Here is a 15,739-nt window from a genome sequence, read left to right on the forward strand (position 1 = left end):
TGAAAAATGCAGCCTGGGGTGAAGTAAAGCACAACCTAGGAATTTTTACAGCTACCAGAACCCATATTATGGCTTCGCCTCATCCAAGTTACACTCCTATGCACTGCCCAAAACGCACAATAAACTAGAGTCATTAGGTTAAAAGTATCATAATTCTGAAAAAATGCATCATTTCAATAAGTTAATTGTTAAATATAATAAAATCTTTCAACAAATTAAAATAATTTAGTAAAAAATAATCAAATAACATTGCATTTATACAATTACGAAGTAAGATTAACTATACAAAAAAGGATTTTGACTGATCACGCAAAAAAAAATGCCAATGGACGGGGGATATCATGCACTTTATTCTTGCACCTGGATGTATTGCCAAATTTGACCACTTACGAAAAACCTATGAAACCGAACGCCATGTTGATTTAAACGCCAAACCGTCGCTAATTGGTACCCCTGTCTTTTTTGGGGGAACAGATGTCGTTAATCGCAATAAACAAGTTTCATTTTTGGAAAAAATAAAAGCAGTACTCAAAATCCATCTCCTCCAGGAAGGTGACATCCAAACCCCACAGCAACGGCAAGTCTATATTATTGCAGCCCGTTTTATGATTGCAGCGTGTTTGTTTGTACAATCCCAAATCGGCAGTTCAAAAAGAAACTCCGCTTTATATCGGCTTATCGAGGATAATTTGGGAATAACCCCTGACAATTTTTTGGATGAGGAAGACAAAGAGACATGTTTCTTGACGGCCGAACGCCTCCTTAAAACACCAAGCGCTTTCCAACATGCGAATGCGGCATTAGAAAAAGATGGACATAAACCTTTTACGGAAAAGGAATGGAAACAATTCGCCGAATTTATTAAAGAGATGTGTCATAAAAAGGAAGCTAAAGACCAAATTACAAACTTTCCCGTCATCTCATTCACCCAACCTTTATTCGGAGCCGCATTTAGTTATGTTGGAGCCACCGTGGGTGTGGTCGTGGCAGAAGGCGTGAGTAACTCCACTTCAGCGATCACCCCCCGGGTTCAATTAACCGCCCTGGTTGGAAGTACATTATTAGTATTAAGCCCTGCCGGAACAACCGGAGTTGCCCTTTTTGCCCCTGTGATTGCAACCAAACTCCTCACTTCCTTTTGTACCATTAGTTTGGCTCATCTAATGGGAACAGCAGCAGGTTATCTTGGGCAAGGAATAGGTATCGGTGTAGGCCTCCCTTTTGATGCGGCCTACAATTTACTTTGGTCCATTTGTTCCCTGATAAGCCGTTATTACAGTAAAACACCAGAAATTGTCCCTATAGACGGAATACGCATTGCTGATGGCGCCACAATAATTGCTGGCATACCCGTGCAATTAGTTCCTGAAAATTCATTACCCGAAGGTTATACCAAAAAAGTTCTTGAAATTACTGAGCAAGGTGAAATTCGTATTGAAGGGGAAGAAATACAAGAAACTCAAAAACCAATGAAAATTCCTCCTGAAGTAATTGAGGAATTAAAAAGACAATTGGCAAGTCGAGCTCAAATGCAAGATTCATCAGAAATTAAGCAGGAATCGGAAAAAGAGACCAGAGAAAACGAGGAAGCGGATTCTAGCGCATTCACTTTGGTATAAGGTAAAGAGGAGTTTAACTGGGTGATAGAGACACCCAGTTTGAGAAATTTAAGGACGACTGTCTACTTCTTTGCGTTGACTTGGCATAAAGTCCTTCCTGTCAAGTCCCATAGCTACCGCTAAAGCTCCGGCAACATAAATTGAAGAATAAGTACCGATAACGATACCGATAATCAATGCCAGGGAAAATCCATGTATGGCTTCGCCCCCATAGAAAAACAGTGCAAGTACTACAAACAGCGTCAGAGTTGAAGTCATAATAGTTCGTGACAAAGTTTGGTTGATCGAAATATTCATAATTTCAATTGAAGTGGCACGGCGTACTTTAACAAAGTTCTCGCGCACCCTGTCAAACACCACGATGGTATCATTGAGGGAATAACCAATTACTGCCAACAGACCTGCCAATGCCTTTAAATCAAATTCAATGCCAAAAAAAGCAAACACACCCAAAATCAGCACGGGGTCATGAACTAACGCTACAGCAGAACTCACTGCAAGTCGGTATTCAAAGCGCATGGCGATATAAATCATTGTTGCCAATAGAGAAACAATAACAGCCAAGGCCCCTTTAGTCGCCAATTCCTGACCAACTTGTGGACCGACAAAATCGACTCTTTGCTTTACAGCACCTGGAAGAGCAGTCATGACCTGGTCTACCAGGCGGGCTTGCTCTTTATCCTCGCGCGGAGCAATACTGATCAATACATCTTTGGACGTACCGTAGCTTACAACCTGAGCTTCCTTAAAGCCAGCCTTGCTCAGACTATCTCTGATTGCAGGCAAATCCGCAGCCGAGGGATAAGAAACTTCAATTTGAGTCCCACCTGTAAAATCAAGTCCCCATTTTAAGCCGTGAATTGCTAAAGCGCCTATAGAAACCACAAAGATCAATATGGAGAACATCGCCGTCCAACGACGAGCACCCATAAAGTCCACATTTGAATTTGGATTAAAAAATTCCATCTGAGCCTCGCCTTAAATACCAATAGATAATTTTTTAACAGCCCTGCCGCCATAATACCAATTTACAATTCCGCGGGTATAAGTGATACCTGTGAGCATTGAAGTTATCAACCCTAAAGAGAGGGTTACGGCAAATCCACGTACTGGACCTGTTCCCACAGCAAATAAAATAATCGCCACGATTAAGGTAGTTATGTTGGCATCAAGAATAGTAGCAAAGGCTCGCTCATATCCGGCGTAAATTGCGGCCTGAGGTGATAACCCATGGCGCAATTCCTCCCGGATACGTTCATATATCAACACGTTGGCATCTACAGCCATACCTACCGTTAATACAATTCCTGCAATACCCGGTAAGGTTAAGGTTGCATCAATCATAGACAATAAAGCACAGAGCAATACCAAATTAAGCAACAGTGCAATATTGGCGATTAGACCAAAAAATCGGTAATAGACGAGCATCAGGACTAAAATTAAGCCCATGCCCACCTCTAGAGAAACAATGCCTCGACGGATGTTCTCTTTTCCTAAAGTGGGACCTACTGTACGTTCTTCAATGGGATAAATTGCAGCAGGTAAAGCACCAGCTCTGAGCAATAAGGCTAAATTACTTGCTTCTTTATTGTCAGCAAGCCCCGTGATCTGGAAATTATTACCCAAAGCATTTTGAATTACTGGAGCACTGATAACCCGCTCCTCTCTGTGGGTAATTCTTTTTTCCACTCCATTAACAGTTTGTATGGTATTTTTTGTTTCGACATAAACAATCGCCATACGTTTGCCAATATTTTCGCGGGTAACTTTGGTAAACAGGCTTTCCCCGCCACCCCCAAGTTGTATTTGTACTGCAGGAGTTGCTGATTGCTGATCATAGCTTGAAACAGCTGAAGTAATTGAATCTCCACTCAAGACGACTTGTCGCTTTAACAAAATGGGACGCCCTTCCATCATGAGTAACTTGTCATTGACAGGAACAGCCCCTGTTTGTTTGGCAATTTGTGGATCATTATCCTGATCAACCAAATAGAATTGCAGTGTTGCAGTCCCGCCAAGAATTTGTTTCGCACGAGCCGCATCCTGGATTCCAGGCAAATCAACAGCAACACGGGTTGCTCCTTGCTGTTGTACCACTGCTTCGCCAACCCCCAGTTCATTGACCCTATTGCGTAAAATACTCATTGTTTGTTCAATAGTATTTTGGCGCATTTTATTTAATTCGACAGGTGTGATAGAGGCCAATATTCCGTTATCTGTTTTACTTTTGACAAAAACAAGATCAGGAATTTTTTCTTTTAAGCCCACAAAGGCATTATTCGTTGATTCGCTATCACGGAAATGTAAATCAATACCTTTATCTGCTATATAACGAATACCTGTATATCGAATTCCCAGGTCACGTAATTCCTGGCTGATGTTTTTCATGATTCCTTCATAACGACGGCTAATCACGCTATCAACATCAACTTCTAATAAAAAGTGTACCCCACCACGGAGATCCAGGCCTTGCTTCATGGGAGCAGCATGAATTGCATCCAACCAATTTGGTGTTGAGGGAGCCAAATTCAGAGCTACGGTATATTGAGAGCCCAACGCATTTTTTATGTTATCGCGGGCTAATAATTGTGCGTCAGTAGATGAAAAAACAACTTCTACACCTGAGCTTTGAACGATGATTGCTTTATAAGGTGAATTATCTTTTTTCAAGATACCTTCTACCTGATTCTTTAATTCATCATAATCCACAGGGGTTTCAGATGAAATCTGCACTACAGGGTTTTCTGTATACAAATTTGGTATAGCGTAAATAAACCCAACCACTGCAATAATGATCAGCATCAGGTTTTTCCATAGAGGATATTTATTTTGCATTTCCGTGTCCCTATGACTTCTTAAAGCGATTTTAGAGTGCCTTTGGGCAATACTGCACTTACCGCACCTTTTTGTAAATTAATCTCAACACCTTCGGCAAGACTAATCTTGATGTATTGGTCGTCTAAACTAACTACTTTAGCTAAAATACCACCTGAGGTAATGATTTCGTCACCTTTCTTTAAACGATTTATTAATTCGCGATGTTCTTTTGCTCTTTTATTTTGGGGTCTGATGAGCATAAAATAAAACAACACGAAAATAGCGGCGATCATAATGAGCGAGAAAGTTCCATCTGCTTGTGGCGCTGCTGTAGTTTCCGCTGCAGCCAGAGCATCGCTAATAAAAAAACTCATAATATCTCCTTAAATCTACTATTGATAATCGCGTGACATCATATAGTGAATTGTGCAGAAGGTAAATGAATCAAAGTGAATTCTAATCAAAAAACCCACGCTGTTGCTCTGGGAAGTATTTATTAATCCTGCTCATGTTTTCCCATTTTCATTGGAAAGCGGATAAAAATGCATTTGGTTCCGAAGGTGTTTTATTTCCTGACGATGTCGTTATGTTTCCACCAAAGCGTGCAGGCCATTTTGCAAATGATATAACGAACAAAATCCAGCAGCCTTCAATAGTGCAAACGCCTGTCTGCTCCTTTGACCTGACTGACAATAAATAAGGAGGGGTTGCTGAGGGTCGAGCTCATTAAAACGTTCCGCCAATTCAGATAAGGGGATTAATTTCCCACCCAAATTTTTCTTTTGATGCTCGGCTTCAGTTCTTACATCCAACAATAATATTTGAGGATTTTTTTGCAAAAAGCCGGATAAGGCGGCTGCAGTTACAGCAAAAGAACCCATATCATCGCAACTTTGGGTAAAAACATTCCCCTTTTTTTTACCCAAAACACAAAAGGGACACTCCTTGTTTTTAATTAAATTAATCTTTTTTACTTCCAAAGAAAGTAAATCGATACAAAGCAAACGATTTAACAATGAAACACCACTTTGGGTAATCCATTTAATGATTTCAGTCGCTTGCAAAATACCCAATAAGCCAGGGAGCGTACCTAACACACCATCACTCTGGCAACTTATAACAGTATCAGGAATTACTGGAAACAAACAATGCAAACAGGGATTGTCCTTGCCATAAAATAAAGAACAATGTCCTTGGAATTGTTGAGCACTGGCATAAACATAAGGTTTTTCAAGTCGATAACATACCTCGTGAATTAAGTAGCGCGTGGAAAAATTATCAGAACAATCGGCTATCAGATCATATTGCATGATAATAGTTTCGGCATTTTCATCATTTAAACGAAACTCATAAGCCTGAACATTGATGTTTGAATTCAAGGCCTGCAATTTCATTCTCGCTGTAGTTGCTTTCTTATAAAATACATCTTGCTCCTGATAAAGTATTTGTCGATGTAGATTGCCCTCTTCAATTACATCCCCATCAATAATACCTATGGTTCCCACTCCTGCACCGGCAAGGTAAGGAAGCAGTGTTGCTCCAATTCCCCCGGCACCGATACATAATACTCGCGCTTTTTGCAGTTTTTTCTGGCCGCCAATGCCTATTTCCTCCAATTTAATTTGCTGCGTGTAACGTTTTAAAGCATCCGACATATTTATTCTCATTTTCCCATTAAACTTAAAAGTTCCAATGTTGCCTGCTGCGGATCTTCGGCTTTGGTAATAGCAGAAATAAGTGCCACGCCCTGCACACCGGTGGCGGCCACAGCGGGCATTCGTGCCTTATTAATTCCCCCTATTGCCACCAAAGGGTAATTTAAAGTACGTTGCCAACGTTGCAGGCGCTCAACACCCTGGGCAGCAAAAGGCATTTCTTTACTGTCTGTTTCAAAAACAGGTCCAATGGCAATGTATGAAGGACAGATTGCATGTGCCCGGGCAACTTCATAGTAACAATGAGTACTCACACCTAATAAAAGTCCCTGTTTGCGGATTGCATCCAGATCAGCACTATCTAAATCTGATTGTCCCAAATGAACTGCTTCGGCATTCAGCTTTAAGGCCAATTCCCAATAATCATTAATAAATAAAGTGGCACGATATTTTTTAGCCAAAGCGATACTTCGCTGCATCTCCACTTCCAATGCCGCTGATTTTTCTTTAATTCGCAATTGAATGGTTTTTACACCAAGCTTTAAGAGCATTTCCACCCACGCGAATCGATCGACCACAGGATAAAGACCTAGTGGAGGGCACCGCCTAAATGGATGCGGTGCATGGTATAACGGGGTCGAGGAAAGATAGGGTAAATCTGCTTCATCTTCCGGGAATCCGCCAAAAAATAAACTGCTTTGTGCTTGACGCACTGCTTGATGCACATACATTTTTCCGAGGATCAGTGCATCTTCTACGGTGTACCCTTGAGCCAATGCGCCGGTAATCGCAGATGTGAACACAGTACGAAGATCTGGATACCTGGCTTGCGGAACGCTCTTTTGCGATAACCAGAAAGAAGTAACGCCGTTTGTCCAATACTCATGCGTCCATGCTCTTCCCAACAGATGCGGCTCACCACAAAGTACAACACTTTTAGCACCCAAGGTTAATAATTCATGCGCAGCTTCCTCCATCGCATGAGGGGTCGCAATGCTTCGGCTTAAAAGAGATTCGGCCTCCAGGGTATTCAATATAAGAATATCTGCGAAAAAACGACCGGCGCTTAACAGGTTTGCCTTATCAATATGCTGGAGTGAAGATAAGGTAAAATCTAAAACCACTGGACCAGTGTAGTGTTTCAGAAGGTTGAGTTCCTCCGGAGAAACCACCCCCTCCATTTTAATCGCATGAGGTTGGCAGGAATAATTGACATGCTGCGGATGAACCTGAAGGTTTAATGCACGCAAAGTGCATACATCCGCCTCTTTTTCTGTATTGATCCACACAGAAGCACTCATATTACCTCCTGCTGCCAAAAAGGTGTATCAATCAAAGGGGTACAAGATTGGGCTGCAATTCGTTCCGCCATAAGACCTGCCTCAAAAGCACCCCGCCCAGCAGCGACTGCATGAGAAAAAGCTTCGGCCATTGCGACAGGATGGATTGCTGAAGCCACTGCACTGTTCAGTAAAACCGCATCAAACCCTAATTCCAAAATACGGGTAGCATCCGAAGGCTTGCCAATCCCTGCATCCACAATCAGCGTTATATCGGGCAATCTTTGCCGCAGAGTCCCCAAAGCAAAAGGATTAAGTAATCCTTTTCCTGAACCAATAGGTGCGGCCCAGGGCATTAATATTCTACAACCACAATCAACCAGCCGCTGGCATAAAACAAGATCCTCGGTACAATAAGGAAAAACCTCAAACCCGCGTTTTACTAATTCGCTCGCCGCATATACCAATTCAAAGGGATCAGGCTGCAAACTGAAGTCATCGCCAATCACCTCCAGCTTTATCCAGGAAGTGTGGAAAAGTTCGCGGGCCATTTCAGCTGTAGTAATTGCAGTTTGCGCATCACGACATCCAGCAGTATTGGGTAGTAAGCTGCAATTTAAAGACTGGATGGTTTGCCAAAACAATTCGCTCCCTCCCCCCCTTGATATTTGTCGCTTCAGGGACACAGTGATCACCTCTGTTTTCGAGGCCCGCACTGCATCGGCCATAACTTCAAGCGAGGGATAACCCGCTGTTCCTAAAAGCAGGCGGCTTGTCAGGGGTTTGTCTGCTAAATGCCACATACCTACCCTCCTTGCATCGGCACTATCAGATCAATACGATCCCCTTCGCGCAAGATAGTGTTGGCATACATGAATTTGGGAACAAATTCATTATTTATAGCAATGGCCACATGTGCGCCTACCGCTTTTCTTTGCTCAATAAATTGTTGCAAGGTAGAGGACGCCTCTATGGTTAAGCGGGTGTCATTCAGGTAAATAATCATTAATAAGCCTCCCAAAGCTCAGGATAACAGACATCTTTTTGATTGCTCTTCAATCCTCGTAAAACTTCCTCTGCCAAAGCAGGTGCAATTAAATAACCATGGCGATAAAGTCCATTCACCGCAATAAATTGTTTTGCAAATTTTATCCGCGGCTGATGGTGTATCAAAGTCGGCCGACAGTGTGTCACTGTTTTAATAATCCGTGCTTCTGCAAAACCTCGATGTACATAATACGCGGCAGTTAATAATTCCAGCGTGGTCCGTACTGAAATTGGACTTAAATCTTCTGTTTCCAACTCGCTGGCACCGATAAGATAATAAGATCCAGGTCGAGGAGCTATATAAATAGAATATCTTGGATGCAGGAACCTTATGGGTCTTCGTATTCGTACCTCAGGCGCATGCAGCCAAATCAGTTCCCCCCGAAGCCCACGCAGATTGGTAAATGTATTTTTGGCCCCCATACCGCGACAATCAAAAACAAAATCAAAAGCACAGGACCCTTTTCCAGTTTCGACTTTTCCTGAATGGATATTGGAAACAAAGGTTTGGCCCCGCCAAATAACACCTTGCTGGCAAAGTTGTTTTTTTAGGGCCAACAACAGTGCCTGGTTATCAATTTGTCCTTCTTTAGGAAAATAATATCCTGTTTTAAATTGGTTCAATTCCGGTTCCAGTTGACTCAAAACATCCTGACTAATCAATCGATAACATGAGTCGCTTAATTTATTTGTTATTCGGGTACTGAAGTGCTGCCACTCTGCCTTGTCTTGCGGATGATGAACCACCAGAGAACCTTTTTGGCGGAAATATACAGGTTCAGCCAATTGATTTAAAATGGACTGCCATAATCCGTCTACCGACTCCAAGCCTAATGTAAAAATGACGTGCTCTGCTTTATCCAGCTCAGAAAAAGGGGACAACAAACCTGCGGCTGCATAACTGCAATTATCAAAAGAGTTTGCCGCTTCAAATAAAGTCACCTGCCAACCTTCATTGTGTAAACGTAAAGCCAACAAACATCCCATAATTCCAGCGCCGACAACAGCTGCATTTTTCATTAAATCAATCACTCCTCAATAATGGGGGATGGTATATGCTTCTCGCATTTTTATTCAGGTACAGCGCTGAGAGGCTCGTTCACAGAAAAGTCCTCCCAGTACCGGCGCTAAAAGAATTATGCCCAATTAATTGTTATACACTGACACAACAGGCAATGGGCTCTAGATCAGAATGCGGCATTTTGGGCAGTAGCTCATTGGTGTAGCAAGCATTTACAGCAAAAGACTCATCAATAATTCCCAAATGTTTACCAAAGCTGCCCACTTTATTCCAGTCACGTTCCACATTTAAAAGATTTCGTGAAAAAAATGGCAAACTACGAATAAAAATGGTGTGATACATTTGAGTGCGCAATTGGGGTTTAGCCTGGCGTAACAAGTCATAGGCTTCCTCAGGATTTTCGGTAGTAAAGGCGGCACCTCGTTGTGTCGCTTTGAGGAATCCTTTAATTGTTTCAGGTTTTTTTAACATGCGTTCTGGAACAATAAATTGAATGGAGCAAAAGCAGCAACACCCAAGGCCTGCCAATTGATCCAGACGCAAAAATACTGTTTCATCCCGTAAGTATTCAAGCTCTACTTTTTGAAAGTTAATGAAACCTATACCCGTATCAATGAGATCACGGCAAATCGCATCGGTAACATTCATACCAATACGGACTGTTTCATAACTTTCAGGATCAATACCCGCTAACTTTGCCAAATTGTCAATGATGATTTTGCCAAACTCACCTATGTACCCTACTCGTTTCCCAACAATATCTTTAAACGAAGTAATGCCACTGGATTTAAGTGCAATAAGCCCTGTAGGAGGCTCATCCAGCAAAGTCCCAATGGAGGTGACCGGATAACCTTTTGCACGGGCTGCCAAAGTGTGGATCATTGCCTTAACACCAAAATCTACATGGCCCATGCCTACAATTTCAGTCACATCACTGGGATCGCTAGGCTCCAGAATCGCAAGTTTTATTCCCTCTTGCTGATAATACCCTAGTGAATGAGCAACAAAAATTGGAGTGTGATAAGGATTTGCGTACCAGTTGAGTAACAAAGTTGTTCTTGTAGATAACGCGCTCATGCCATTGCTCCTTGTATAAATTATAAAAAATGAGTATGGCTAAGATATCGCGTAAAGACTTAATTAAAGAAATTGAACCCATTAAGAACTATGTTGGTTAACCCTTAAAACACCCAAGTAGCTGGGCAGGTGAATTTAAAAGTTAGCGATTCTATAATGAAATTTCGATTTTAAGGCGTTCTTACGCTGGTATGAACCAGATCAAGTTCAACGGGTATTTCTCAGACGTTTATCACGACACCCCGCGCCATAATTTGCCATAATGCTATCCGTTCTCGTAAAAACTGTCAAATGCAAGTTTGCAAAGGCGAGATAAGAATTTTCCTCATGGCACAAGGATAAGCGTTTCAATGGATAAGAAGCTGCGTGCCGCCCCTCCTGAACCCTTTTTTCCTTTCAGGAGGTGGATATTTTAAGAGGGCTAAGAAAATCAAGAAGAAGGTTTGGAATTTTGCACATAATAAACATTATGTTGAATCAAAAACCGCTGACAAAGCAAGGGAGTATGTTGTAATAAATGATGTAAGTAAGCACGGGTAAATTGTTGCGAACAGGTAGGACAGACACAATCTGCATCAATTAATTCAAATTGCATCTGGGTTTTAGAATCTGTTAGATCCACATCTCCAGCATGGCTGTATACTTTACCTTGCATGGCAGCTTGCGCGGGTTCATCAGTTTCAATAAATCCTATACCTTTATTACCTAAACGCCATACTAATTCAGCGTCAAAACAGCCGGTGACATACCGTGGTAAATGAGACCAGCGTTCTAATTGCTCCCAGTCCACCTCATCCAATACATTAAAATAAACCCCATGAGGTTGACTCAGCTGCTGATTTTTCAGTTCCTGGGCATGCAGAAATGGAATAATTTCATCATTCCAATTGTCCCAAATTTCAGGAAAATTCTGCAGGATATTAGCAGGTAAAATGACTGCAGCAGGCTTTAAATGTTGGACAAGGTGGATTAAATCCTTGGAAGTAAATTTTATTATGGAACCATCGTAAGGGGATTTAAGTACGTAAACTCCTTCCTTATTTGACCTAAGCGATAAGGCATTAAGTACCGTTATTCCAGGGCAAACCAGATAATGAGATAAATCATCGATGCTTTTGAGTAATTCCTGGCCCGGCTTATATAATAATTGTTCCAGAGAATAAGAGGCTGCTGTTACTTTTGCTTCTTGCCAATTTGCTGTTGTAAGACACAAACCTGCTTCCGAGGTTAAAACAGGTATAAAATTCTGTACTGCCGTCAACATTTTTCATCTCCTGATTTACAGCAATAAACTCGTGTCACCGTAGCTAAAAAATCGGTATTTCTTTTCGATCGCTTCTTGATATAGCTTCATAGCTTGTTTATGACCAATAAACGCAGAAACCAACATTAACAAGGTAGATTCAGGCAAATGAAAATTAGTCATTAATCCGTCGCAAATTTTAAACTCATATCCAGGGTAAATAAAGATATCTGTATCCCTGCTGCACGGAGTTAATGTACCATTTTGTGCTGCACTCTCAAGACTACGCATGGCTGTAGTACCTACCGCGATAACCCGATTACCAGCTGCTTTGGTGGAATGTACTGCCTCACATAACTCAGCACCTATGGTAAATCGCTCGCTATGCATTTTATGATCTTTGATGTCCTCACAACGAACAGGCCTGAACGTCCCTGCCCCCACATGCAAGGTAAGGTAAGCTACAGAAACACCCCGTGAGCGAACACTGGATAATACTGCTTCATCAAAATGCAAACCAGCCGTAGGCGCGGCCACGGAGCCTTCATATTTGGCATAAACTGTTTGATAACGGTCCTGATCCAGATTTTCATCATTACGGGTGATATAAGGAGGCAAGGGGATATGCCCTATCCCATTTAACAGAGTCAGGACATCCATATCTGCTTTACAAACGAATAAATCATCTTGTCTGTCAAGAATTTCAAGCTCTTTGTTTTGTTCCAGCTGAATAATAGAACCCGCTTTTAATGCTTTACTGGCTTTAATGTGCGCCAGAAATGTGAACTCTCCTGTAATTCGTTCGACCAATAACTCCACTTTGCCGCCAGTAGTTTTATGGCCATAAAGTCTGGCGGGTATCACTTTGGAGTCATTCATCACCAATAAATCACCGGGATTTAAAAAATCAGCAATTTCGCGAAATTGGTAATGACCATATTCCTCCTTTTGACGATTATAAATTAAAAGGCGTGAATCACTTCGATTCGCTAAAGGATATTGCGCAATTAATTCTGGAGGCAAATCAAAATAAAAGTCCTGCTTATTCATAAACCAACCTGAAAAATAAATTGTCGCTATTATACACTGAATACAATCATTCATCATCATTATTGGATGCTAAGGGACGACAAATTATTTTTAAAAGGGAAATATTGGATAATCACAATTAATCTTTTTTTCGCAAGGTAGAATCCATATCCAAGGCAGGTGATACATCTTTGAGCAACTGTCGGGCACTGCGTAAAAACCGAAGTCTTTCTGTGGCCCCATAATTCTTTCCGGGGGCATTATCAGCTTGCTCGATTAATTGATCCAGCTTTCCTTTGACTTCAGGAGAAATTGATGAGTTTTTAACAAGATTGCGGACTTCATCCAAATCCTTTTTTTGCGGTTTTTTTAAAGCCAGGAATTCAAACTTTTCCCTCATTTGTGAATAGCTTTCATGAAAGTCAGGCGATGGATTGGGGTTTGGAGATAAGTTATCCCTCTTTAATAATAAAGCCCTTTGGGCTTGAGCTCCTTTTAATGCTTCCCCCATTTCCTTTCTTGCGTTTTGCATCTCCATTCTTTGGGCTTGTAAAACCTCTCTTAAACTTAAATGATGTTCTTTGCGCTCTCTTTGCCTTTGTAAGTTTTCTTGGATTTTTTCCATAAAATTAAACCGGGGGGTTTGAATTTTTGCTTTAGCCTGTTCAAAGGCAATTTGAGCTTGCACCCAATCCTGATAAATCAAATTTTCAGGATCCGCATCTTTGGGAAGTAAAGCATAGGAACCATCTTTTCTTTGCACAAGGCGCCGTGCATCTTCGGGTTTGATGGAAAAGCGTGCTTGCGAAAAATCAAAAACTTGTTCTAATTGATCATTAAGAAGTATTTTCTTATTTCTCATCACTTTTAATGCAGAAAGCAACCCGCGTTCCCGCAACTGTAACCCCTCAAGCTCAACATGCACTTGCCCAGAAACTGATTGTTGCGATTGGAGTTCTTGTATTTTTCCCCGTGTCTGTTGTAATGCCAAATGAAACAAATCTTCAAAATTGGTTACAGTTGGATTCAAGTGCACTTTATGAAAATTAAGTTCATGTTCAATTGTTCTTATGTGTCTGCCAAGACGATTCTTTTCCATTTCCTGAGTGCGGATATCTCCAGTCGTTTTATTTTTGAATTGTGCTTCCTGTTCTTTGTATCTTTCCAGCTCCCGCATCAGAGAAGTGATTCTTCGTTGGACAAAAGCAGCGGGGTTTTCTTGAGGATGCTGTAAAATAGGTAATTGCAAAAAGGTATCCAGTATTTCGATATGACTATGAAGTTCCTCAACCCGCCTCTCCTCTTCTTCTATCTCGTTCAATTCCTCTTCAATGTGGTCTAGTTGATCTTCTATTTCATCCAATTCCTCATCCAGAACTTTCATGGTCTCGATGTAATGATCAATCATCTCATCAATTAGTGTAACAGGCGGACGTTCAGAAAGTGTTTCCGTTTTCTGCTCCATATGCATACTTTTCAGATGCTTGTCATTTTCAAATCGAATCAACTGATCCACATTTTTAGCCAGTTCTTTTCGCTGAGCAATTATTCCCATAAGCATGAAAAGCAAACGTTGTTGTCTTAACATTTCTGCAGTATTTTGCTCTGAAATAGATTGAATCCGTAACTCCTCTTTTATAATTTCCCGAACTATCATGGTCAACGTCACATCACCCCCTGCTGTTTTCAGGAATTTAAATACATCCAAAGCATTTTTTAATCCAAAGCGGGATAAAAACTGAGTTGCTAAATAAGGATTGGCTTCCGCAGTTTCAGGTTGGGTGCTCCTTTCCAAATCTGCAAACCATGTTTCCAAATGTTCCAAGATGAACTTTTGCTCAGTAGGAGTTAATTCTTGCTCTATTGGAGGGAGAGTATTGATTGCCGGGATTACCGAATTACGGGAGACCACTTGTACACTCCAATAAGACATATTGATTAAATTATAGGCTATATGGAGAAAAAAGCGTTTGCTTTGTTGGAGAAGCAGTAGCCCGAGATACCTCCCGGGATACTGCTTGATAAAGCTGTTATTCCTTAATTACCGAATCCTATTTTAGGATAGATAGACGATGATGTTAAGGTTTGGGACTCTAAAAGATTTCCTAATTCCTCTTGTTCAGTAGCGAGGACCGATGGATAATGTATTGGTTCTTGTCCGAGCGGCTTAGAATTTTCCTTTTTAGGCTCCTCGGTTAATTTTGTATAAGGAAATGCAGTTAATTCACTAGGTGTATCAACAGTTTTTTGAACCGGAGATTTTGCAGAACGCGCATTCTCAACAGCCTTCACTCCCATGCCAGCTAGACCACCAAGCAATAAAAATGGTGACCACAGCACTGCGCCTATAGATTTCAGGACACCTTTTGCCGTGAAACCCTCTTCATTAACGACACGGGATTTAATCATAGCGAATACATTTTTATCACTGCGATAGCATTCTTTGGCACTGGAATATAAATAAGCAAAACCCAAAGCACCATAGAGGGCAAGGGCACCAATACCAAAAGTTGCAGCCCCTAATGCCATAGCACCCGAAGCGCTCGCTGCGGAAGCTCCAGTAGCAGCCATAGATGCAGCAGTATATCCCATTCCCCCAAGGGTGAGTTTGAGAAATAATGCAACCAGGATAACGGGTACAAGTATCATGCCTACTAAAAGATATATTCCTGAACTTCCGGAACTTGGGGTGGAGTAAAATCGACGAGAAGGGGTATGAACAGTTCTTAGCGGAACATAATCAATGCCGGGAGACCTTGAGCTCACCTGGACGTGGGGTGAATAAGGTGTGTATACCTGAGCGTGAGGATTAAAGGGTGGTAGGGACTGGTGAGAATGGTAATTGGAACCACCAGAAAATTTTTCATGATGTGTATGTTTATTAAATGCCACTTTAGACTCCTTTATTTTTATTAATTCCAAACTCGAGGGAAGTATAAGAAAGAAAACTT

General features: G+C 41.4%; 14 protein-coding genes and 1 riboswitch. Of the genes, 1 reads left to right on the forward strand and 13 read right to left on the reverse strand.

The window, feature by feature from the left end; all coding sequences use genetic code 11:
* The first annotated feature begins 341 nt into the window (after positions 1-341).
* Complete coding sequence (locus KYQ_RS07510) at positions 342-1,619, forward strand: hypothetical protein (protein WP_010653189.1); 1,278 nt, start codon at positions 342-344, stop codon at positions 1,617-1,619.
* 48 nt (positions 1,620-1,667) lie between these two features.
* On the opposite strand, the gene secF is transcribed toward KYQ_RS07510, so the two are convergent.
* The 13 genes from secF to KYQ_RS07575 all read right to left on the reverse strand — a co-directional run bounded on the left by secF (position 1,668) and on the right by KYQ_RS07575 (position 15,680).
* Positions 1,668-2,585, reverse strand: coding sequence for a protein translocase subunit SecF (gene secF / locus KYQ_RS07515; RefSeq protein WP_010653188.1), 918 nt, complete (start codon positions 2,583-2,585; stop codon positions 1,668-1,670).
* A 12-nt stretch (positions 2,586-2,597) separates the two neighbouring features.
* Entirely contained in the window at positions 2,598-4,454 is a 1,857-nt protein-coding gene (gene secD, locus KYQ_RS07520; protein ID WP_010653187.1) for a protein translocase subunit SecD, read from the reverse strand.
* Between the two features lie 20 nt (positions 4,455-4,474).
* Positions 4,475-4,810, reverse strand: coding sequence for a preprotein translocase subunit YajC (gene yajC / locus KYQ_RS07525; RefSeq protein ID WP_010653186.1), 336 nt, complete (start codon positions 4,808-4,810; stop codon positions 4,475-4,477).
* Positions 4,811-5,020: 210 nt separating this feature from the next.
* Positions 5,021-6,091 (reverse strand): HesA/MoeB/ThiF family protein, encoded by a 1,071-nt coding sequence (locus KYQ_RS07530; protein WP_010653184.1) that lies wholly within the window; start codon positions 6,089-6,091, stop codon positions 5,021-5,023.
* Between the two features lie 8 nt (positions 6,092-6,099).
* Positions 6,100-7,392, reverse strand: coding sequence for a thiamine phosphate synthase (gene thiE, locus KYQ_RS07535; RefSeq protein ID WP_010653183.1), 1,293 nt, complete (start codon positions 7,390-7,392; stop codon positions 6,100-6,102).
* The gene (locus KYQ_RS07540) at positions 7,389-8,174 is read right to left on the reverse strand and encodes a thiazole synthase (protein WP_010653182.1); all 786 of its coding nucleotides are present in this window, start codon (positions 8,172-8,174) and stop codon (positions 7,389-7,391) included. The genes thiE and KYQ_RS07540 overlap by 4 nt, the downstream gene beginning before the upstream one ends.
* 2 nt (positions 8,175-8,176) lie before the next feature.
* Positions 8,177-8,377 carry a sulfur carrier protein ThiS gene (gene thiS / locus KYQ_RS07545; protein WP_010653181.1) on the reverse strand — a complete coding sequence of 67 codons (201 nt, stop codon included), beginning with the start codon at positions 8,375-8,377 and terminating at the stop codon, positions 8,177-8,179.
* A complete protein-coding gene (locus KYQ_RS07550; RefSeq protein ID WP_010653180.1) occupies positions 8,377-9,438 on the reverse strand; it encodes an FAD-dependent oxidoreductase in 1,062 nt (353 codons plus the stop codon). The genes thiS and KYQ_RS07550 overlap by 1 nt, the downstream gene beginning before the upstream one ends.
* A gap of 133 nt (positions 9,439-9,571) precedes the next feature.
* Complete coding sequence (locus KYQ_RS07555) at positions 9,572-10,516, reverse strand: ABC transporter substrate-binding protein (RefSeq protein ID WP_010653179.1); 945 nt, start codon at positions 10,514-10,516, stop codon at positions 9,572-9,574.
* Between the two features lie 161 nt (positions 10,517-10,677).
* A riboswitch (TPP riboswitch) is annotated at positions 10,678-10,771 on the reverse strand.
* Positions 10,772-10,946: 175 nt separating this feature from the next.
* On the reverse strand, positions 10,947-11,780 hold the full coding sequence (locus KYQ_RS07560) for a tRNA-guanine transglycosylase (RefSeq protein WP_010653178.1): 834 nt from the start codon (positions 11,778-11,780) through the stop codon (positions 10,947-10,949).
* A gap of 15 nt (positions 11,781-11,795) precedes the next feature.
* Positions 11,796-12,809 carry a tRNA preQ1(34) S-adenosylmethionine ribosyltransferase-isomerase QueA gene (gene queA, locus KYQ_RS07565; RefSeq protein WP_010653177.1) on the reverse strand — a complete coding sequence of 338 codons (1,014 nt, stop codon included), beginning with the start codon at positions 12,807-12,809 and terminating at the stop codon, positions 11,796-11,798.
* A gap of 118 nt (positions 12,810-12,927) precedes the next feature.
* Complete coding sequence (locus KYQ_RS07570; RefSeq protein WP_010653176.1) at positions 12,928-14,700, reverse strand: hypothetical protein; 1,773 nt, start codon at positions 14,698-14,700, stop codon at positions 12,928-12,930.
* A 125-nt stretch (positions 14,701-14,825) separates the two neighbouring features.
* The gene (locus KYQ_RS07575; protein WP_010653175.1) at positions 14,826-15,680 is read right to left on the reverse strand and encodes a hypothetical protein; all 855 of its coding nucleotides are present in this window, start codon (positions 15,678-15,680) and stop codon (positions 14,826-14,828) included.
* Between the last annotated feature and the right edge of the window lie 59 nt (positions 15,681-15,739).

This window comes from Fluoribacter dumoffii NY 23, from assembly GCF_000236165.1.
Lineage (GTDB): Bacteria > Pseudomonadota > Gammaproteobacteria > Legionellales > Legionellaceae > Legionella > Legionella dumoffii.

Excerpts from the sequence above, each read along its gene's own strand:
- KYQ_RS07510 (WP_010653189.1), top strand. The coding sequence starts at position 342 with ATGCACTTTATTCTTGCACCTGGATGTATTGCCAAATTTGACCACTTA.
- secF (WP_010653188.1), bottom strand. The coding sequence starts at position 2,585 with ATGGAATTTTTTAATCCAAATTCAAATGTGGACTTTATGGGTGCTCGT.
- secD (WP_010653187.1), bottom strand. The coding sequence starts at position 4,454 with ATGCAAAATAAATATCCTCTATGGAAAAACCTGATGCTGATCATTATT.
- yajC (WP_010653186.1), bottom strand. The coding sequence starts at position 4,810 with ATGAGTTTTTTTATTAGCGATGCTCTGGCTGCAGCGGAAACTACAGCA.
- KYQ_RS07530 (WP_010653184.1), bottom strand. The coding sequence starts at position 6,091 with ATGTCGGATGCTTTAAAACGTTACACGCAGCAAATTAAATTGGAGGAA.
- thiE (WP_010653183.1), bottom strand. The coding sequence starts at position 7,392 with ATGAGTGCTTCTGTGTGGATCAATACAGAAAAAGAGGCGGATGTATGC.
- KYQ_RS07540 (WP_010653182.1), bottom strand. The coding sequence starts at position 8,174 with ATGTGGCATTTAGCAGACAAACCCCTGACAAGCCGCCTGCTTTTAGGA.
- thiS (WP_010653181.1), bottom strand. The coding sequence starts at position 8,377 with ATGATTATTTACCTGAATGACACCCGCTTAACCATAGAGGCGTCCTCT.
- KYQ_RS07550 (WP_010653180.1), bottom strand. The coding sequence starts at position 9,438 with ATGAAAAATGCAGCTGTTGTCGGCGCTGGAATTATGGGATGTTTGTTG.
- KYQ_RS07555 (WP_010653179.1), bottom strand. The coding sequence starts at position 10,516 with ATGAGCGCGTTATCTACAAGAACAACTTTGTTACTCAACTGGTACGCA.
- KYQ_RS07560 (WP_010653178.1), bottom strand. The coding sequence starts at position 11,780 with ATGTTGACGGCAGTACAGAATTTTATACCTGTTTTAACCTCGGAAGCA.
- queA (WP_010653177.1), bottom strand. The coding sequence starts at position 12,809 with ATGAATAAGCAGGACTTTTATTTTGATTTGCCTCCAGAATTAATTGCG.